Raw genomic sequence first — 19,545 nt, 5'->3', positions numbered from 1 at the left:
ACAAGGAAAATACCGAATACTGAAAAAGGTAACAACCTTGTAATTGACGATCAGGGAACATCACCCTTGATGAACAATTCTTTATCAAAACGCGATTCCTTGAGCGCTTCTTTGACTCGCTTCAAGTTATCTCTGAATTTAGCGCCACGGCGCAGAGTAAAGCCGGTTGCCAGCACATCGATCACCGTCAGCTGCGCCAGACGGGACACCATGGGCATATACATGTCGGTGTCCTCCGGCACATCGAGGGTGATTGCCAGCGTCGCTTCCCGCGCCAGCGGCGTACCGGCGGTGGTAAGGGCAATGACAATGGCATCGTTTTCACGCGCCAGCTGGGCCAGCTCCACCAGACTTTTGGTGCGTCCGGTATGCGAAATCAGCACTACCACGTCATCATCGTTACAATTCATACAGCTCATGCGTTGCAGGACAATGTCGTCGGAATAGATAACCGGCACATTAAAACGGAAAAATTTGTTCATGGCATCATGGGCGACCGCCGCCGACGAGCCGAGCCCAAAGAACGCAATCTTCTTGGCCTGGGTCAGCAAATCAACGGCGCGATTCACCGACGCCATATCCAGCGACTGGCGAACCTGATCCAGCGTCGCCATCGCTGATTCAAAAATCTTGCCGGTATAGGCCTCCACGCTGTCGTCTTCATCGACGTTGCGATTTACGTAAGGCGTCCCGTTCGCCAGACTTTGCGCCAGATGCAGTTTAAAATCAGGGAAGCCACGCGTCTCCATACTGCGGCAGAATCGGTTAACGGTCGGTTCACTGACCCCCGACTCCTGAGCCAGAGTGGCGATGCTGGAATGAATGGCCTGAGCGGGGGTGGCGAGAATTACTTCAGCCACTTTCCGTTCGGATTTGCTAAGGTGTTCCAGTTGAAACTGGATTTTTTCCAGCATGTTCATTATTAACACGACACTCATCGGTGGAAACGATTTCATTAATGGGTGAAATCGCGATTCGAATTAGCAAGAATATACGCCTGTGACCGGCCGAAAAGGGCAAGCCCTGAAAAAAATGTTGTTGTTTTTTTTCATTACTTGATCGCTGTCGGATTTTAGCAACGTTCATGCAGTACAAAATTTCAGCAGCTTTTACGTCACAACCGCGTTCAAAGCAATCCGGGGGCAAAAACCGCCGTTTCGCACGACAGGATAAGTGCTAATGGTTTCGGGAATGACGTAAAAGCAGTACAGTGCATTGTAATAAAATTACAACGGTAATCTGGCAAAAGCACCAGGATATCCAACTGAGGAGAATGACATGGCGGTAACGCAAACAGCCCAGGCATGTGACCTGGTCATTTTCGGCGCGAAAGGCGATCTTGCACGCCGTAAATTGCTGCCTTCCCTGTATCAACTGGAAAAAGCGGGTCAAATCCACCCGGATACGCGCATTCTGGGCGTGGGCCGTGCGGACTGGGATAAAGACGCGTATACCAAAGTCGTGCGCGAAGCGCTGGAAACTTTCATGAAAGAGAAAATCGATGAAAGTTTGTGGGATACGCTGAGTGGACGTCTCGATTTCTGTAACCTGGACGTTAACGATACGACTGCCTTTACCCAACTGGGTGAGATGCTCGATCAGAAAAATCGCGTCACCATCAACTATTTTGCCATGCCACCAAGCACCTTCGGCGCCATCTGCAAAGGTCTGGGCGAGGCGAAACTGAATGCCAAACCGGCTCGCGTGGTGATGGAGAAACCGCTGGGCACGTCGCTTGCGACCTCCCGCGAAATTAACGACCAGGTCGGCGAATATTTTGAAGAGTGCCAGGTTTACCGTATTGACCACTACCTCGGTAAAGAGACGGTGCTGAACCTGCTGGCGCTGCGCTTTGCCAACTCCCTGTTCGTCAACAACTGGGATAACCGCACAATCGACCACGTGGAGATCACCGTGGCGGAAGAGGTGGGTATCGAAGGGCGCTGGGGTTACTTTGACCAGGCCGGTCAGATGCGCGATATGATTCAGAACCACCTGCTGCAAATCCTGTGCATGATCGCCATGGCACCGCCGTCCGATCTGTCTGCGGACAGTATTCGCGATGAGAAAGTGAAAGTGCTGAAGTCGCTGCGTCGCATCGATCGTTCCAATGTGCGCGAAAAAACCGTTCGCGGCCAGTATACCGCCGGTTTTGCTCAGGGCCAGAAAGTGCCGGGCTACCTGGAAGAAGAGGGTGCCAATAAAACCAGCAGCACCGAGACCTTCGTGGCGATCCGCGTCGATATCGATAACTGGCGCTGGGCGGGTGTGCCGTTCTACCTGCGTACCGGTAAACGTCTGCCAGCCAAATGCTCTGAAGTGGTGGTGTACTTCAAGAACCCGGAACTGAACCTGTTCAAAGAGTCCTGGCAGGAGCTGCCACAGAACAAACTGACTATCCGTCTGCAGCCGGACGAAGGCGTGGATATTCAGGTGCTGAACAAAGTGCCGGGCCTCGACCATAAGCATAACCTGCAGACCACCAAGCTGGATCTGAGCTACTCCGAAACCTTCAACCAGACTCATCTGGCCGATGCGTATGAGCGTCTGCTGCTGGAAACCATGCGCGGCATTCAGGCGCTGTTTGTCCGTCGTGATGAAGTGGAAGAGGCGTGGAAGTGGGTCGACTCCATTACCGAAGCCTGGGCCGCCGATCAGGATGCACCTAAGCCGTATCAGGCAGGCACCTGGGGACCGGTTGCCTCGGTAGCGATGATCACCCGCGACGGCCGTTCCTGGAACGAGTTTGAGTAAGGTTTATCGTTAATCCCTACGAGGTATTTTACCGGTAACATGATCTGGCTCAGGCCAGCGCACAATAATTAATCATTTAAGCTCCGGGTGGATTTCCACCCGGAGCTTTTTTTATTACACTGGCTGAAGCGATTTTGCCCCAGAGCTCCGGCCATCAAGCGTTTCAGGGATGTTTCAGCCCGCTAAACGTTTTGTTAAATCCAGAGCGCGGACAGATAAATTACAGGAGCTTCTATGAATCCGAAAATGTTACGCGTAACACAGCGCATTATTGAGCGCTCAAAAGAGACCCGTTCTGCCTACCTCGCACGCATCCAGCAGGCGAAGAGCGATACGGTCCATCGCTCGCAGCTGGCCTGCGGGAATCTGGCGCACGGTTTTGCTGCCTGCCAGCCTGAAGATAAAGCCTCGCTGAAAAGCATGCTGCGTAACAATATCGCGATCATTACCTCCTATAACGACATGCTCTCGGCGCATCAGCCGTACGAGACCTACCCGGACATCATTCGTAAAGCACTGCACCAGGCCAATGCGGTTGGGCAGGTGGCGGGCGGCGTGCCGGCTATGTGCGATGGCGTGACACAGGGTCAGGACGGCATGGAACTTTCTCTGCTGAGCCGCGAAGTGATCGCCATGTCGGCGGCGGTAGGCCTGTCGCACAACATGTTTGATGGTGCGCTGTACCTTGGCGTGTGCGATAAAATCGTCCCGGGCCTGGCGATGGCGGCGCTGTCGTTTGGTCATCTGCCTGCGCTGTTTGTTCCGTCAGGCCCAATGGCTAGCGGTCTGGCGAACAAAGAAAAAGTGCGCATTCGTCAGCTGTATGCCGAAGGCAAGGTCGATCGCATGGCGCTGCTGGAGTCAGAAGCGGCGTCTTATCATGCGCCGGGCACCTGTACATTTTACGGCACCGCTAACACCAATCAGATGGTGGTAGAGTTTATGGGGATGCAGCTCCCGGGCTCGTCGTTTGTCCATCCGGATGCCCCGCTGCGCGAAGCGCTGACGGCCGCCGCGGCGCGGCAGGTCACGCGTCTGACCGGAAACGGCAACGAATGGATGCCGCTCGGGAAAATGGTCGATGAAAAAGTGGTGGTGAACGGTATCGTGGCGCTGCTGGCGACCGGCGGTTCCACCAACCACACCATGCACATGGTGGCGATGGCGCGTGCGGCAGGGATCCAGATCAACTGGGATGATTTCTCCGATCTCTCAGAAGTCGTCCCGCTGATGACTCGCCTGTACCCGAACGGCCCGGCGGATATCAACCATTTCCAGGCAGCGGGCGGCGTACCGGTTCTGATGCGTGAACTGCTGAAAGGCGGCCTGCTGCATGAAGACGTCAATACTGTTGCCGGTTTCGGCCTTAAGCGTTATCTCCAGGAGCCGTGGCTGAACGACGGCGTGCTCGACTGGCGTGAAGGGGCAACGGCATCGCTGGATGACAGCGTGATCGCTACCTTCGATAAGCCATTCTCTCACCACGGTGGCACCAAAGTGCTGAACGGTAACCTCGGTCGCGCGGTGATGAAGACCTCTGCGGTGCCGGTAGAAAACCAGATCGTTGAAGCTCCGGCGATTGTTTTTGAAAGCCAGCATGACGTTCTGCCGGCTTTTGAAGCGGGTCTGCTGGACAAAGATTGCGTGGTGGTGGTGCGTCATCAGGGACCAAAAGCGAACGGGATGCCAGAATTACATAAACTAATGCCGCCGCTTGGTGTATTATTGGACCGCTGTTTCAAAATTGCGTTAGTTACCGATGGACGCCTCTCCGGCGCATCAGGTAAAGTGCCATCGGCAATTCATGTGACCCCGGAAGCCTACGACGGGGGATTACTGGCGAAAGTGTACGACGGTGACATGATCCGTGTTAACGGCCAGACGGGTGAGTTAACCTTACTGGTCGACGAAGCGGTACTTGCCGCTCGTAAGCCGCATATTCCTGACCTGAGCGCATCGCGCGTGGGGACGGGGCGCGAAATGTTCAGCGCGCTGCGCGAGAAACTCTCGGGCGCGGAGCAGGGCGCGACCTGTATTACGTTTTAAGACGACAAGAATAATCGATCTGGTGAGAGAAAAACTCTGATGAAAAACTGGAATACAAGTGCAGAAGCAATCCTGAAAACTGGCCCGGTAGTGCCTGTTATCGTGGTCAACAAGCTGGAACATGCTGTACCGATGGCGAAAGCGCTGGTTGCCGGTGGCGTCCGCGTGCTGGAAGTCACCCTGCGTACCGCCTGTGCAATGGATGCTATTCGCGCCATTGCCAAAGAAGTGCCGGAAGCAATCATCGGTGCGGGCACCGTGCTGAACCCACAGCAGCTGGCTGAAGTGACCGAAGCGGGCGCACAGTTCGCGATTAGCCCGGGACTGACCGAGCCGCTGCTGAAAGCCGCGACCGAAGGTTCTATTCCACTGATCCCAGGCATCAGCACCGTGTCTGAACTGATGCTGGGTCTGGACTACGGCCTGAAAGAGTTCAAATTCTTCCCGGCTGAAGCCAATGGCGGCACCAAAGCGCTGCAGGCGATTGCGGGTCCGTTCGCGCAGGTCCGTTTCTGCCCGACTGGCGGCATCACTCCGGCTAACTACCGTGACTACCTGGCGCTGAAAAGTGTGCTCTGTATCGGCGGCTCCTGGCTGGTGCCAGCGGATGCACTGGAAGCAGGCGACTGGGATCGCATTACCAAACTGGCGCGCGATGCCGTTGAAGGCGCGCAGCAGTAAGGTTATCGAACTGACAAAAAACGGGCCATTCGGCCCGTTTTTTTTATCCTGCGACCTGGACGCTCGCGGCCGCTTTTTTGGCCCGCTCGACCGCCTCATCGGTGGTGTTACCCACCGCCAGTGCCACGCCTAAACGACGCGACCCTTCAATTTCTGGTTTGCCAAACAGACGCAGCTGCAGGCCTGCGCCGACCGCCGCCTCGACGTTAGCAAAGGTGACATTCTGGCTTGTCAACTGCGGCAGGATCACCGCCGAGGCCGCCGGGCCATACTGACGAATGCCGCCGACTGGCAAACCGAGGAAGGCGCGCACGTGCAGCGCAAACTCGGAGAGATCCTGCGAGATTAAGGTCACCATCCCGGTATCGTGCGGACGTGGAGAGACTTCGCTGAAAATGACCTCGTCGCCACAGACGAACAGCTCGACGCCAAACAGACCGTAGCCACCCAGCGCCAGGACGACTTCGCGCGAGATTGCCTGGGCGCGTTCCAGCGCCAGCGGGCTCATCTGCTGCGGCTGCCAGGACTCACGGTAGTCGCCATCTTCCTGACGATGACCAATCGGATCGCAGAAATGCACCCCGTCGACGGCGCTGATGGTCAGCAGAGTGATTTCGAAATCAAACTGCACCACGCCTTCTACGATCACTCGTCCGGCACCCGCGCGGCCGCCCTGTTGGGCATACTCCCACGCCTTATCCAGCTGGTCGGCGCTGCGCACAAAGCTCTGGCCTTTACCGGAGGAGCTCATCACCGGCTTAATGATGCACGGGTAGCCAATTTCCGCCACGGCCTGTAAAAAATCGGCCTGACTGTCGGCAAAACGGTAGCGGGAGGTCGGCAGAGACAACTCTTCTGCGGCCAGGCGGCGAATACCTTCCCGGTTCATGGTCAGTTTTGCCGCACGGGCGCAGGGCACCACGCGCTGGCCTTCGGCCTCCAGCGCCAGCAGGGTGTCGGTGGCGATGGCTTCGATCTCTGGCACCACGAAGTCCGGTTTCTCCAGCGCGATTAACGCGCGCAGGGCGTCACCGTCCAGCATATTAATGACGTGCGCCCGGTGAGCCACGTGCATGGCCGGTGCGTCGGCATAGCGATCGACGGCGATGACTTCAATGCCTAAGCGCTGGCACTCAATGGCCACCTCTTTACCCAGTTCACCTGAACCCAGCAGCATTACGCGCGTTGCTGCCGGTCGCAGCGCGGTTCCTAAAAGAGTCATACTATTCCCCCTGAAAAAGTTGCGCGCAGTATAAACGAAAACGTTTGCGTCTGTCTTGCCCTGCGAAAAAATCCCAGCCAGACAGGTCGTTATTTGCATAGCTGTATTTTTCGACCATGCTTTTGGGGAACCAAAAACAAAGGAGCGCGTGATGAAGAAAACAGGGGTAATGGTAGCAATGCTGTTGCTGGCTGGCAGCCTGACGGCGCAGGCAGCAGAGAACAAAACGGTCAAATTTCCGGCCTGTGAAGGGCAGAATGCCGAAGGGATTGCGGCCAGCGTGAAGCGGGATTATCTGCAAAACCGTATCGTACGCTGGGCTGACGATCAGAAGACGCTGGGGCAGGCCGACCCGGTCGCCTGGATCAACCCTCAGCAGGTGAAAGGCGAGAACGATCGCTGGACGGTGCCGCTGACGGTGCGCGGAAAAACCAGCGACATCCATTATCAGGTGAAGATCGACTGCAAGGCGGGTAGCGCGGAGTATCAGACGTCCGGGAAGTGAATTTTCGCTTCTTTTGTTGCCGCAGACATTTCCTGACATCCCCTCGCTTACGCTGTGAAATTCATGCACAGAAACGTGAGGGGAATCATGTCAAACTGGTTGAATCAATTGCAGTCGCTGCTGGGGCAGAAATCATCGTCATCGTCCGGCGAAGGACTGAGCAAGCTGCTGGTACCGGGCGCACTCGGCGGCCTCGCCGGGCTGCTGGTGGCGAACAAATCATCGCGTAAACTGTTGAGCAAATATGGCACCGGGGCGTTACTCGCCGGTGGCGGTGCTATTGCGGGCTCGGTGCTGTGGAACAAATACAAGGAAAAGGTGCGCAACGCCCATCAGGATGAGCCACAGTTTGGCCACCAGGCCTCGGCGCTGGACGTGCGCAGCGAGCGTCTGATCCTGGCGCTGGTGTTTGCCGCCAAGAGCGACGGGCACATTGATGATAAAGAGCGTGCCGCCATCGAGCAGCAACTGCGCGAAGCCGGTATCGAAGAGCAGGGCCGGGCGCTGGTGGCGCGCGCCATCGAACAGCCGCTCGATCCTGCGCGTCTGGCACAGGGGATCCAGAATGAAGAGGAAGCGCTGGAGCTCTATTTCCTGAGCTGTGCGGCGATCGATATCGATCACTTTATGGAGCGCAGCTATCTCAGTGCACTGGGCGACGCGCTGAAAATTCCGCAGGATGTTCGCGACGGCATTGAGCAGGATATTAAGCAGCAAAAACTGGCGCTGCGGGGCTAGTTTTTACCTGCGGCTGTCACGTTTCGCTTGCATCATGCGCATGTTTTGCCAACCTTATAGGGTGTAAAACGCAAAAGAATCCTACCGACATGCCACCTAAAGCCCAACGTATACCGCACGCCATCACCGTCCACGGTGACACGCGTACCGACAATTATTACTGGTTGCGGGACGACAGCCGCTCGCAACCGGAGGTCCTGGACTACCTTCACGCGGAGAACGACTATGGCCGCAAGGTGATGGCCACCCAGCAGGCGTTGCAGGATCGCCTGCTCAGTGAAATGGTGGAGCGGGTCCCGCAGCGCGATGTTTCGGCGCCGTGGAGCCGAAACGGCTATCGTTACCGGCACGTTTACGAACCCGGCAACGAATACGCTATCTATCAGCGCCAGTCGGTGCTCTGTGCCGAGTGGGAAGAGTGGGAGATCCTGCTGGATGCCAATCAGCGGGCAGCGCACAGCGAATTTTATACCCTCGGGGGAATGGGGGTGTCGCCGGATAACGCGATTATGGCGCTGGCCGAAGATTACCTCTCCCGACGCCAGTACGGCTTACGTTTTCGTAATCTGGAGACCGGCAACTGGTATCCGGAAATGCTGGATAACGTCTCGCCCGGCTTTATCTGGGCCAACGACTCCGAGACGGTCTATTACGTCAAAAAACACGCCACCACGCTGCACCCTTATCAGGTATGGCGCCATACGGTAGGGACGCCCGGGGCCAGTGACGAACTGGTGTATGAAGAGAAAGACGAAACCTTCTACGTTAGCCTGCATAAAACCACCTCGAAGCACTACGTCATTATTTATCTCGCCAGCGCCACCACCACTGAAGTGCTGCTGCTGGATGCTGAACTGCCGGACGCGCAGCCGCTGTGCTTTCTGCCGCGGCGCAAAGACCATGAGTACAGCCTCGATCACTTCCAGCACAGCTTCTATCTGCGCTCCAACCGGGAGGGCAAAAACTTTGGCCTGTATAAAACTAAGGTCCGCGATGAACGTAAGTGGGAAGTGCTGATCCCGTCGCGTGAACAGGTGATGCTCGAGGGCTTTACCCTGTTTACCGACTGGCTGGTGGTGGAAGAGCGCCAGCGCGGATTGACCAGCCTGCGGCGGATCAACCGCAAGACCCGGGAGGTGATTGGTATCGCGTTTGACGATCCCGCCTACGTCACCTGGATTGGCTATAACCCGGAACCGGAATCATCGCGCCTGCGCTACGGCTATTCATCAATGACCACCCCGGATACCCTGTTCGAGCTGGATATGGATACCGGGCAGCGCAAGGTGCTCAAGCAGGCCGAAGTGAAAGGCTTTGATGCAGCACTGTATCGCAGCGAGCACCTGTGGATTGTCGCCCGTGACGGTACCGAAGTGCCGGTATCGCTGGTCTATCATAAAAATCACTTCCAGAAAGGGAAAAACCCGATACTGATCTACGGCTATGGTTCGTATGGTTCCAGCATTGATGCGGACTTTAGCAGCAGCCGGTTAAGCCTGCTGGACAGAGGGTTTGTCTATGCCATCGCCCATATTCGCGGCGGCGGCGAGCTGGGCCAGCACTGGTATGAAAACGGCAAATTCCTGAAGAAGAAAAACACCTTTAACGACTATCTGGATGTCTGTGAAGGTCTGCTGAACCAGGGCTATGGCGAACGTTCTCAGTGCTTTGCGATGGGCGGCAGCGCAGGCGGTATGCTGATGGGTACCGTGATCAACCAACGTCCGGGGCTCTTTAAAGGCGTGGTAGCCCAGGTGCCGTTTGTCGACGTGCTGACCACTATGCTGGATGAGACCATTCCGCTGACCGTCGGCGAGTATGAGGAGTGGGGTAATCCGCAGGATGAAACCTACTATCGCTATATGAAAGCCTACAGTCCGTATGACAACATCGAGGCCAAAGCTTATCCGCATATGCTGGTCACCACCGGCCTGCATGATTCCCAGGTACAATATTGGGAACCGGCGAAATGGGTCGCGAAGCTGCGCGAAATGAAGACCGACGATAACCTGCTGCTACTTTGCACCGACATGGACGCCGGACACGGAGGTAAGTCCGGGCGCTTTAAGTCGTACGAAGGGGTGGCGCTGGAGTATGCGTTTATTGTTGGCCTGGCGCAGGAATCACTCACAGGCCAGGCGGCAGATCAGGCTTCCCCCAGATAGTGTTTCAGGGTCAGACGCAGCTCCGGGCTCATTCTCTCCAGGTTGTTGTACAACCAGCGCAGATAGCCCGGATCTTTGTCCGCCACTTCCGACACCGCTTTGCCGCGGTATTTGCCGAAGGTAAAGGTGGTCAGCAGCGCCGGGCGACCGGTGATGGTCGCCATCTCATCCGGCGTCCAGCCAGTGGTATTCATAATATCGATCAGCAGCGCGGCGGTGATGTAGCAGTCGTACAGGGCGCGGTGATGGTGCAACCCTTCCGGTGTCCTGACGTTGAGCTTACGCGACTTATACAGCGCCATATTGCTGTATTTAATCCCTGGCCATAAGCGGCGTGCCAGCTTCATGGTGCAGATCCACTCCCCCGGCATCTCGGGCAGAACGCGGCGATCAAAACTGGCATTGTGCGCCACGTACCACGCGCTTCCGTGGTAGTGCGGGATCACGTCGTCGATCCACGGCTTATCGGCGACCATCGCTTCGGTGATCCGGTGGATAGCCATCGCCTGGGGGCTGATCGGACGATCCGGGCGCACCAGATGGCTGAGTGGATTGACGATCTGTCCGTTCACAACGTCGACAGATGCCACTTCCACAATCCCTCCCTGCAGATCACAGGTTTCAGTGTCGATGACACGCAGCATGGCTCTCTCCTGGCCGTAAAACGTTTAGCGTAATGGAATGATTTCACCTTGCCAACCCTGCTCGGCAAAGCGGCCTGTCAACAGTAGCTCACCGCCATCAGCCCGCACAATTAATTGCCCACCGGCGTCCCACAGGGCGCTGCCGCCGTCGCCGTTAGCGACCAGCACCGGGATGGCATAGCGATGGGCAAACTGCTGAAACTGGTCAAGAGAGGAGAACCAGTCACATTCGTTGACCGCCAGGTTATGGGTAAACAGCGTGGCATCCGGCGTGATGTTTGGTTGGTCAGCGTGTAAATCGACAATGGTCAGGCTGCTGTTGCCGTTTTCCACGCAGGCTCCGGTTCCGTGCGGGTAAATCATCACCTGCGGTTTATTGGGGGTGAAGTACGCCAGCCCTCGCCGCCGCACGCCTTTCTCTTCCACGGTGATCCCGGCAATCACTGACAGGTTACAGCCGTGCGCGGCCTCAAGCAAAGGGGTGAGCTGGCGAGTATCGGGCGGGGCAGGAAGCGCGGCGTTGTGCTCTGCCGGGCCGGTTAATGACAGTTCCGGAAAAAGCAGCAGATTGCACTGATGGAGGGAGGCGGCGTAGATAAAGCGCAGGTGGTGCGCAACATGGTCGTCTACGCAGTGGTGCTTTGGGCGGTACTGAGCGGCCGCAATATTCCAGTGAGACATCGTGATTTCCTTATGCACCGTGTCGCAGTGATTCATAAAGCCCCTGAATAGGTTGGGGCTTTATTATCCTGACATAAACAGTGTAAGGAATTGTAACTTCTGTTTAAGGTTACTTAACTTTAGGTTCCCACGGCAGGCGGGAGAGGTTAACGGAGGCTAAACGATGCGCAATTAAACGCTGACGAAACCAGTCTCGCAGGTGCGTGGGTTGCTCGCGTTCTACCACTTCGGCGATCACCGGCATGTTGTAGCGCTCTTTAAATGCCACACCAGCGGCGGCCAAATCGACATTCACTTTGTCCATCTCCTCCTGGGGGAGGGTGGCGAGATTACTCTTCATTTCCGTCTCCTTCATTTGCGGGCCAACGTTACCCAATCAGCAGCGCGTTGACAAGCCCGGGCAGGATGATCCTCGACGCGATCATAATACAGCGTTATCCTCTGCCACTCATTGTGCGGGTGAATCGATATGTTCTGGTGCCGCAATTGCGTTTTGACGAGGTAAAAAACGATGAAAAAAACAGTACTTTCTCTTTTATTGCTGGCCTGTTCTGGCGCGGCGCTGGCTGCACCCCAGGTGATTACCGTTAGCCGGTTCGAAGTGGGTAAGGATAAATGGGCGTTTAACCGCGAAGAAGTGATGCTGACCTGCCGACCGGGCCACGCGCTGTATGCCATCAACCCCAGCACCCTGGTGCAGTATCCGCTGAACGATGCGGCGCAGCAGCAGGTGGACAGCGGCAAAAGCATTGGCAAACCCATCAGCATTATCCAGATTGACGACCCGGCTAATCCTTCGCAGAAGAAGAGCCTTGAACCGTTTATAGCGCGCGCCGAAACGCTCTGCTAGCTGTCAGGTTCCAATAAAAAAACCGCAGGCTTCTCTTCGGAAGCGTTGCGGTTTTTGTGTTTAAGGACAGGCTGACGCTTTTTTTCAGGCCACTTTTACTGCGGACTGGAAAACCTGGCGTCGTCATCTATTCTTAAAGGGCAAGGCGACTTAGCCTGCATTAATGCCAACTTTTAGCGCACGGCTCTCTCCCAAGAGCCATTTCCCTGGACCGAATACAGGAATCGTATTCGGTCTCTTTTTATCTGTTGAAAGCAAACGTATTTTTCCGTTACGCACTTTCACAGGCAGGCAACATCCTCTGTTCTTCATTAAACCATACCACACTCCCGCATGAGGAAGTCCAGCGCTTTTTAGCCGTTTTGTTAAATTATTGCTTATTACCGGTGAAAGCAGGGGTTAGTGGTTAAACCGCGTTCCGGCGTGCAGCAGCGGGCCTTCCACAGGGACTATACTGAACGGAGGAGGCGCTATGTATCTCAAACTTGATGGTCACAACTGGCGACACGTCTGGGTGGTCAGCGATCTGCACGGCTGCTATCAGATGCTGATAGGCGCGATCAAACAGCGCCGCCTGGATCCGTATCAGGATCTGCTGATTTGCGTCGGGGATCTGATCGATCGCGGGCCGGATAGCGTGAAATGCCTGCAACTGTTAAATGAAAAGTGGTTTTACGCCGTGCGGGGAAACCATGAGCAGATGGCTCTGGATGCGCTGCACACCCACACTTTTGCGCTGTGGATGATGAACGGCGGAGTGTGGTTTGCTGAATTAAAAGGGGCGCAAAAGCAGCATGCCGTGGATCTGTTTACCCGCTGCGACGCCCTGCCGTGGATTATCGAAATTACCTGCGCCAATGGGGTTAACGTGATTGCCCATGCCGACTATCCGGCGGCGCACTATGCGCTGGATAAACCGGTTGATAAACAGCGTACGCTCTGGGACCGGGATCGCCTGCGCGGCTTGATGGCCGGCGAAGGTGAGGGGATAAGCGGGGCGGATCATTTCTGGTTTGGGCACACGCCGCTCCACCAGCGTTTCGATAGCCACAACCTGCACTATATCGACACCGGGGCGGTGTTTGGCGGCGCGTTAACTCTGGCGCAACTGCAGTGATTACATTTCCGCGTACTCCTGCGCCGGTCGCCAGAAGCCGTCGATAAAATCTTCAACCGGGAAGCAACCACCGTGGCGAATACGTTGATCGTCCATCGATGCCACACACTGTGGTTCGGTGTTGTACACATCTACCACGATGTCCTCGCAGCCAGCGTCCAGATAGCAGATAAACAGTACCAGTGCGAACATCATTCCCTCAACATTAACTACTCAGTTGATATTGTAGGGGAAGATTGCGAGGTAGGGGGAATGCAGGCAATAAATAACCCGCCTGCGGGCGGGTTCTCTCCGGATCAGGCAAGGCGCATGACCCAGGCATCAGAACGTTGGTCGTAATGCTCACGGTAAAGAACGGAATGTTCGCCATCAAGGATTGCCGGAACGCTGGTGTCTGCATCCCAGGCATCAAGCTGCATGCACAGGTCAGGGTCGGATTTGCAGGGGATCGTTAACGTTCGCTCGCCCTGCGTATCGCCGTTTAACTCGGCATCATCGATTTCGAATGCGCCAATGCGCACATTGGTTTTCGTCATAATGCTCTCCGATGTGGTGCTCTGTTCTGGTACGACCAGTATGGTCGCCCACTTTTTAGCCTGGTCAATGGAGAGCAAATCCGCCAGTAAAAAAATGCTTTTTTTAGCTGTCGTTGCTGTTACCGGTAAACAGCCGCCCGTCGCGCACCAGTTCGCGTGGATAGCTGTTTTTCAGGCGCGAACCCACTTTTTTGGCGTGACCAATCGGAAAACCTTGATAGGTTACAACAGCATCATCGCCGGACGGGGTGTCCTGCGGATAGACGTCGCGCCCGCGATACCACTCTTCGGCTTCCTGCTGGGTTAATGCGAATGTGTTGTCCTTACCGGCCAGCGCGATAACGGCTTCGTGCTGCCAGCGGTAGCCTTTGTTGTGCGTCTCGGCTAACCGGATGCCGATGCGGGAGAAGCGCACTTTACCGATCAACGGTTCAATCTCCGTCGGGAACAACCACACCTCTTTATCGCGCTGCCACAGGCGCAGATTATCGCCCCAGGCAATGCCGGCCTGACCGGCGGCTGCGGCGATCTGCGCGCTTTCCCGGGTTTTCATCGGCACAAAGGGGAAGTTGCCAACTTTGAATTTAGGTGCAGGCAGAGGCGCAACGGCCGCGGTTTTGCGTAGACGGGCAACGAAGAAGCCTTCGCAGTCAAAAATTTGCGGGAACACGTGCAGGAACCCTTCCGGCGTGACGGCGTCGCGGGCGCTGGTAAACAGCGCGCCCAGCGGCAGTATCTCGACGGCGTCGGGATACTGGGCTTTGAGCCACAGGCACACGTCTTCGTTCTCGTCGCGGTTCAGGGTGCAGGTGGAGTACACCAATGTGCCGCCGGGACGCAGGGCGTGAAAGGCGCTGTCGATCAGCTCCCGCTGGGTGGCGGCGATGGCCAGATTGCTGTCGACAGACCAGTTTTTCAGAGCGTCGGGATCTTTGCGCACCACGCCTTCGCCGGAGCAGGGGGCGTCGAGCAGGATCGCATCGAAGGCTTCCGGTAGTGCGGCACCAAACACGCGACCGTCAAAATGGGTTAACGCTACATTGCTAATCCCGCAGCGGCTGATGTTGGCGTGCAGCACCTTAACGCGGCTGGCGGAGAACTCATTTGCCAGAATAGCGCCCTGGTTGCCCATGCGGGCAGCGATTTGCGTGGTTTTAGAACCCGGCGCGGCGGCGACGTCCATCACTCGGGCTGGCGTCTGTCCGTCGGCGAACAGGGCGGCAACCGGCAGCATGGAGCTGGCTTCCTGAATGTAAAACAGTCCGCTCAGATGTTCAGCGGTACTGCCCAGCGGCAGCGCTTCCTCGTCGTCACGCTCGATCCAGAATCCTTCTTCGCACCACGGAATGGGGGTGAGCTGCCAGCCGTAGGGCGCCACCAGGGTAAGGAAATCGGCGACACTAATTTTCAGCGTATTAACGCGCAGACTGCGGCGCAGCGGGCGCTGGCAGGCGGCGATAAACGCATCAAAAGAGAGATGTTCAGGCAAGGCCTGGCGCATTTGCGCCAGAAATTCTTCAGGGAGATAGACGGAACGTTGAGCCACAGGCGCACCACAGGGAGTCAAAGAGGCGCGCAGTGTACCACAAACGCTCCGGTGGGTTGCCACCGGAGCGTGAGGGTTAGCGCGGCAGGGCGGTACCCCAGCTGCGCCACTCTTTCGGCTCGCTTTCCAGCAGCAGGAAGTGCTTGCCGGGCTGTGACTTCGGCGCCAGCGGCGTGCCTGGCGGCGTGGCAAAGGCGATACCCCCGCGAATAAACTGATTAAAGGTGCCGGTTTTCACTACTCCGCCGGTCAAACCAAAATCGAGCGTATAGCCGGAGGCCAGCCAGAACACCGAGTTATTGCGCACCAGATGCTGGTAGCGATCGCTGATGCGCAGGCCAACCATCACCCGGTCAGACAGCGTGCCCAGCGTCAGGCCCGTTACCGTACCCACTTCCATTCCGCGGAACAGCACCGGCGTACCAATCGCAAGCGATGCGGCCTCCGGCACTTCTACCACGATGCTCAGACCGTCGAGATAGCGCGAATCGGTAATGGTGGCTTCCTGGAGCTCAAAGTCGCGGCGCGGATTGCCTCGCCCGGGCTCGACGTTGATGTACGGCTGCAGAATGGTATCCAGATGCTCCACACCTGCGGCAGAAATTTGCGGCGTCACCACCGAAAAACGCGTTCCGGCGCGGGCGAAGTTATCCACATACTCCGGGTACAGCACCGCCGTGGCCTGCACTTCGTTGCGGGCGGTGATCAGCTTGAGAGTCTGAATCTGACCGATATCGATTCCCAGATAGCGTACCGGCATCCCTTCGGCGAGTTTACCCGCGTCAAAAGCGTGCAGCGTGATCTGACCACCCACCGCGCGGGCGGCGGTTTCGGACGGATAGAGGATCCGCTTATCGCCTTTGCGCTGGCTGGCGCTCGCCCCGCTCAGATTATCGAAGCTGATAGCACCCCGCAGTGCGCGGGAGAGGGGAGATGCCTGCACTGTCAGTCCGCTGCCGTTGAGCTGCACTTTGGCGCCACCTTCGGCCCAGAAGACGCTGTTGCTGGTCAGCAGCTTGCGGTATTCCGGCTTCACGTGCAGTTCGATATCGAACGCATTGGCGCGAGGCCGGACGGTGATCACTTCCCCCACCTGGAATTTACGGTACAGCACCACTGATCCCGCCTGAACGTCCGGCAGGGTTTCGGCCACCAGCGTCAGGGTGGTGGTCGGCAGATCGCTCAGGCTGTTTTCGATTGCCTTATCGAGATTGGCAAACAGCGGGTAGCTGTCGCGCATTGCCCCTTTTTCACCGGGTAAAATGCGGATCCCGCCGTTTATCCATTCGCTGGCGCTGGCCGCCAGAAACTCGACGCCGTCGAGACCGACTTTGACATCGATCCGGCTGTTAACCACAAATTTGCTGTCGCCGTGCACCAGCTCGCGATACTGCGGATCGATGGCTACCGCAAAAGCCACGCCTTTGGCGGTTAAGGTTCGCTCCAGCACTTGCCCAATCTGCACCCCGTGCAACACCAGCGGCTGACCGGCATCGATGCCGTAGCTTTCCGGCGCGTTGAGCGTCACGGTCAATACGCCCGGCTTTTGCAGCAGGGCTTTATCGGCCGGGGCAATCACAAAGCTGCTGGCCGGTTCCCCTCCCCCCGGGAGCAACTCAAAAGTACTGCCAGTGAGCAGGCTGCTGAGGTTGGTGTTGCTGAGGGACAGTTTAGGGTTACGCAGTTCAATGCGGGTTTTGTCACGCAGCAGATCGACCACGCTGGGATCGACGGTCATTTCACCGGTTACTGAACCGCCGGGATTCAGCGTCAGGCGGGTGAGCTGTCCAACCTGGAGCCCCTGGTACATCAGCGGCGTTGCGTCCGCTTTTAGACCCTCGGCAGAGGGGAGGGCCAGCTTCACAATCACGCCGCGCTGGCTGTGGGCCAGATCTTCGTACAGGCCAAAATCATCGTCCTGTGCCGCAGCGGTCGAACCTTCCGGTGAATCAAAGGCGATAGCCCCATTGACCAGTGCCGCCAGGCTTTCGAGCTTCACTTTCGCCCCGCTCAGGCTCAGATCGGCATCGACGCCGGAGACATTCCAGAAGCGGCTGCCTTTTTTCACCAGCGCGGTAAAGCGCCGTTCGATCAGCACGTCGATGATCACCCCCTGTTTATTGGGGGTGATGGCGTAGTCATAGACCCGCCCGACCGGGATCTTGCGGAAATAGACCAGCGAGCCGCTGTTCAACGAACCGAGATCCGAGGCGTGCAGATGGATCATCAGATCGCCATTGTTGAGCCGATAGCGCGGCTGGGTATCGAGCGCAGTAAAGTGATCTCGTGGCTCACCTTTGCCCGGCATCATGCCGATATAGTTCCCGCCCACCAGTGCGTCCAGCCCGGACACACCCGCCAGCGAGGCCTTGGGCGTCACCAGCCAGAACTGCGTCTCCTCCCGCAAGGCATCTTCCATATCGGATTTGATGCTGGCGCGGACGTTAATTTTATTCAGCTTCTTATCCAGCGAAATATCCTGGACGGTACCCACCTCAACCCCCTGAAAACGTACGGGCGTGCGGCCAGGTACGATGCCGTCAGCACTCTGGAAGTCGATAGTAATGGTATTGCCGCGATCCTCGTAGCTGGTCCAGATCAGCCAGCCGGCGATCATCAAAGCGATGACCGGCAGCAACCAGAATGGCGAAATACGACGTTTTGTTTTAATTCGCGCTTCAGTCGGCGAAGCGGGCGTTTCCTGACTCATGTGCATCCCAAAGTAAGCGGCTATCCAGCCATTCCACTGCAAGAATAGTCAATATCACCGCAGTACCGAAGTACAACGCGGCGGGTCCCATAGTAAAAGCGAGCAGCTGATCGCGGTTAATCAGCGACATCATCAACGCAATAACAAACAGATCCAGCATTGACCAGCGGCCAATCCAGGTGACAAAACGCAACAGCTGTATACGGGTTTTTAGCCCTTGTTCACATTTGAAGTGAATACTGATCAGCAGGGTAAACATCACCACCACTTTGGTAAAGGGAACCAGAATACTGGCGATAAACACCACCGCGGCGACCGCGATATTGCTGTCTGCCAGCGAGATGATCCCCGACATAATGGTATCTTCCTGACGCGCGCCGTTGACGTAAATCACCGAGATTGGCAGCAGGTTGGCCGGTAAGAGCAGCACCATCGAGGCGATCAGCGCCGCCCAGCATTTTTGCAGACTGTTGTTGCGTCGCAGCCGCAGGGGAATGTGGCAGCGAGGGCAGCGGCCACGCGCGTCGGGCAGCCCGGTGTAGTGGCAACCCAGACAGACCCGCAGCTGCTCATTGTAGCGGGTGGCGGGGCGCTGGGGATAGAAGCGTTCCCAAAGCTGCTCCACGTTTAAATGGATCAGGGTCAGAATACTTAAGACGACCAGCGCAATAAACGCAAACAGGCCGCCTCCTGGCTGGATAAAAGCGTAATCCTGGACTTTGATGGAGGCAACGACAATCCCCACCAGATAGATATCCAGCATCACCCACTCCTTGAGCTTCTCGAGCATCAGGAGCACCGGGCGTAAGTTCATCCCCAGAATGTTGCCAAACCACAGGTAGGCGATGGACGCCACCAGCACCACCGGCGCACCCACGGTACAAAACAGCACCATCGAGGCGGTAAGGGGATCGCCCTGACGGGTCATCTGCCAGACCCCCTGCAGCAGGTTGGCGTCAATATGCACGCCCAGCAGATATAACCGCAGCAGCGGTTCACTCCAGGCAAACGGCATCAGCAGCATCATGGTGACGGCCATCGCCGCCAGCCGGGTCAATGACCAGTCGCGTCCATCGCGGATTTTTGCGTTGCAGCGCGGACAAAAAGCACTTTGGTGTGATTTCATCTTTGGCAGCGTAAAAAGCGTATCGCATTGGGGGCAACGCTGATAATGTGCACGAGGAAGCGCATCGCCGACCGTATGAATCGTTATCTTTCTGACCGGCGTGATTTTGGGTGTTTTAAGAGCCATGAGTCGCGCATTGAATGAATAGTTACTAGTTATCTTAACTCATGAATTGATTCATCTTGAGCATGAACGTAAATAATGCGTATTTTAATAGGCTATGC

At 56.6% G+C, this 19,545-nt stretch carries 18 protein-coding genes; 8 read left to right on the top strand and 10 right to left on the bottom strand.

The window, feature by feature from the left end:
• Window positions 1-50: 50 nt before the first annotated feature.
• Complete coding sequence (locus ACRDD5_RS14620) at window positions 51-956, bottom strand: MurR/RpiR family transcriptional regulator (RefSeq protein ID WP_271283978.1); 906 nt, start codon at window positions 954-956, stop codon at window positions 51-53.
• A 322-nt stretch (window positions 957-1,278) separates the two neighbouring features.
• Between ACRDD5_RS14620 and zwf the strand changes: the two genes are divergently transcribed.
• The 3 genes from zwf (at window position 1,279) to ACRDD5_RS14605 (ending at window position 5,481) form a co-directional block, all read left to right on the top strand.
• Window positions 1,279-2,754 (top strand): glucose-6-phosphate dehydrogenase, encoded by a 1,476-nt coding sequence (gene zwf / locus ACRDD5_RS14615; RefSeq protein WP_271283979.1) that lies wholly within the window; start codon window positions 1,279-1,281, stop codon window positions 2,752-2,754.
• Window positions 2,755-2,988: 234 nt separating this feature from the next.
• Window positions 2,989-4,800: a phosphogluconate dehydratase gene (edd, locus tag ACRDD5_RS14610; protein WP_438677141.1), complete on the top strand. Its 1,812-nt coding sequence runs from the start codon at window positions 2,989-2,991 to the stop codon at window positions 4,798-4,800.
• 39 nt (window positions 4,801-4,839) lie between these two features.
• Window positions 4,840-5,481 (top strand): bifunctional 4-hydroxy-2-oxoglutarate aldolase/2-dehydro-3-deoxy-phosphogluconate aldolase, encoded by a 642-nt coding sequence (locus tag ACRDD5_RS14605; protein ID WP_271283981.1) that lies wholly within the window; start codon window positions 4,840-4,842, stop codon window positions 5,479-5,481.
• 43 nt (window positions 5,482-5,524) lie between these two features.
• On the opposite strand, the gene purT is transcribed toward ACRDD5_RS14605, so the two are convergent.
• Window positions 5,525-6,703 carry a formate-dependent phosphoribosylglycinamide formyltransferase gene (gene purT, locus ACRDD5_RS14600; protein ID WP_271283982.1) on the bottom strand — a complete coding sequence of 393 codons (1,179 nt, stop codon included), beginning with the start codon at window positions 6,701-6,703 and terminating at the stop codon, window positions 5,525-5,527.
• A gap of 151 nt (window positions 6,704-6,854) precedes the next feature.
• Here purT and yebF point away from each other — a divergent pair, with 151 nt between their 5' ends.
• The 3 genes from yebF to ptrB all read left to right on the top strand — a co-directional run bounded on the left by yebF (window position 6,855) and on the right by ptrB (window position 10,111).
• The gene (gene yebF / locus ACRDD5_RS14595) at window positions 6,855-7,208 is read left to right on the top strand and encodes a protein YebF (protein ID WP_271283983.1); all 354 of its coding nucleotides are present in this window, start codon (window positions 6,855-6,857) and stop codon (window positions 7,206-7,208) included.
• An 87-nt stretch (window positions 7,209-7,295) separates the two neighbouring features.
• Window positions 7,296-7,946, top strand: a complete 651-nt coding sequence (locus ACRDD5_RS14590; protein WP_438677140.1) for a tellurite resistance TerB family protein — start codon at window positions 7,296-7,298, stop codon at window positions 7,944-7,946.
• 89 nt (window positions 7,947-8,035) lie between these two features.
• A complete protein-coding gene (ptrB, locus tag ACRDD5_RS14585) occupies window positions 8,036-10,111 on the top strand; it encodes an oligopeptidase B (protein WP_438677139.1) in 2,076 nt (691 codons plus the stop codon).
• Here ptrB and exoX read toward each other — a convergent pair.
• The 3 genes from exoX to ACRDD5_RS14570 all read right to left on the bottom strand — a co-directional run bounded on the left by exoX (window position 10,093) and on the right by ACRDD5_RS14570 (window position 11,776).
• Window positions 10,093-10,755, bottom strand: a complete 663-nt coding sequence (exoX, locus tag ACRDD5_RS14580; protein ID WP_271283986.1) for an exodeoxyribonuclease X — start codon at window positions 10,753-10,755, stop codon at window positions 10,093-10,095. The two genes, ptrB and exoX, sit on opposite strands and share 19 nt — an antisense overlap.
• A gap of 24 nt (window positions 10,756-10,779) precedes the next feature.
• Complete coding sequence (locus tag ACRDD5_RS14575; RefSeq protein WP_271283987.1) at window positions 10,780-11,436, bottom strand: nitrilase-related carbon-nitrogen hydrolase; 657 nt, start codon at window positions 11,434-11,436, stop codon at window positions 10,780-10,782.
• 109 nt (window positions 11,437-11,545) lie between these two features.
• Entirely contained in the window at window positions 11,546-11,776 is a 231-nt protein-coding gene (locus tag ACRDD5_RS14570) for a DNA polymerase III subunit theta (RefSeq protein WP_271283988.1), read from the bottom strand.
• Between the two features lie 171 nt (window positions 11,777-11,947).
• Between ACRDD5_RS14570 and ACRDD5_RS14565 the strand changes: the two genes are divergently transcribed.
• A complete protein-coding gene (locus ACRDD5_RS14565; RefSeq protein WP_271283989.1) occupies window positions 11,948-12,286 on the top strand; it encodes a YebY family protein in 339 nt (112 codons plus the stop codon).
• Window positions 12,287-12,758: 472 nt separating this feature from the next.
• Window positions 12,759-13,403, top strand: a complete 645-nt coding sequence (gene pphA, locus ACRDD5_RS14560) for a protein-serine/threonine phosphatase (protein WP_438677138.1) — start codon at window positions 12,759-12,761, stop codon at window positions 13,401-13,403.
• Here the strand turns inward: pphA and ACRDD5_RS14555 are convergent, their stop codons facing one another.
• From ACRDD5_RS14555 to yebS, 5 genes are all read right to left on the bottom strand, one after another.
• The gene (locus tag ACRDD5_RS14555) at window positions 13,404-13,595 is read right to left on the bottom strand and encodes a YebW family protein (protein ID WP_271284287.1); all 192 of its coding nucleotides are present in this window, start codon (window positions 13,593-13,595) and stop codon (window positions 13,404-13,406) included.
• Between the two features lie 104 nt (window positions 13,596-13,699).
• Window positions 13,700-13,939 (bottom strand): YebV family protein, encoded by a 240-nt coding sequence (locus tag ACRDD5_RS14550; protein WP_271283991.1) that lies wholly within the window; start codon window positions 13,937-13,939, stop codon window positions 13,700-13,702.
• A gap of 103 nt (window positions 13,940-14,042) precedes the next feature.
• Entirely contained in the window at window positions 14,043-15,485 is a 1,443-nt protein-coding gene (gene rsmF, locus ACRDD5_RS14545) for a 16S rRNA (cytosine(1407)-C(5))-methyltransferase RsmF (RefSeq protein ID WP_438677137.1), read from the bottom strand.
• 76 nt (window positions 15,486-15,561) lie between these two features.
• Window positions 15,562-18,195 (bottom strand): MlaD family protein, encoded by a 2,634-nt coding sequence (locus tag ACRDD5_RS14540; RefSeq protein WP_438677136.1) that lies wholly within the window; start codon window positions 18,193-18,195, stop codon window positions 15,562-15,564.
• Window positions 18,164-19,447 carry a membrane integrity lipid transport subunit YebS gene (gene yebS, locus ACRDD5_RS14535; protein WP_438677135.1) on the bottom strand — a complete coding sequence of 428 codons (1,284 nt, stop codon included), beginning with the start codon at window positions 19,445-19,447 and terminating at the stop codon, window positions 18,164-18,166. The genes ACRDD5_RS14540 and yebS overlap by 32 nt, the downstream gene beginning before the upstream one ends.
• Between the last annotated feature and the right edge of the window lie 98 nt (window positions 19,448-19,545).

The organism is Silvania sp., from assembly GCF_051656365.1.
Classification (GTDB): Bacteria; Pseudomonadota; Gammaproteobacteria; order Enterobacterales; family Enterobacteriaceae; genus Enterobacter; species Enterobacter hatchlandensis.
Note: the sequence above shows the minus strand (reverse complement) of the source record. Positions and strands in the feature narration are given on the sequence as shown.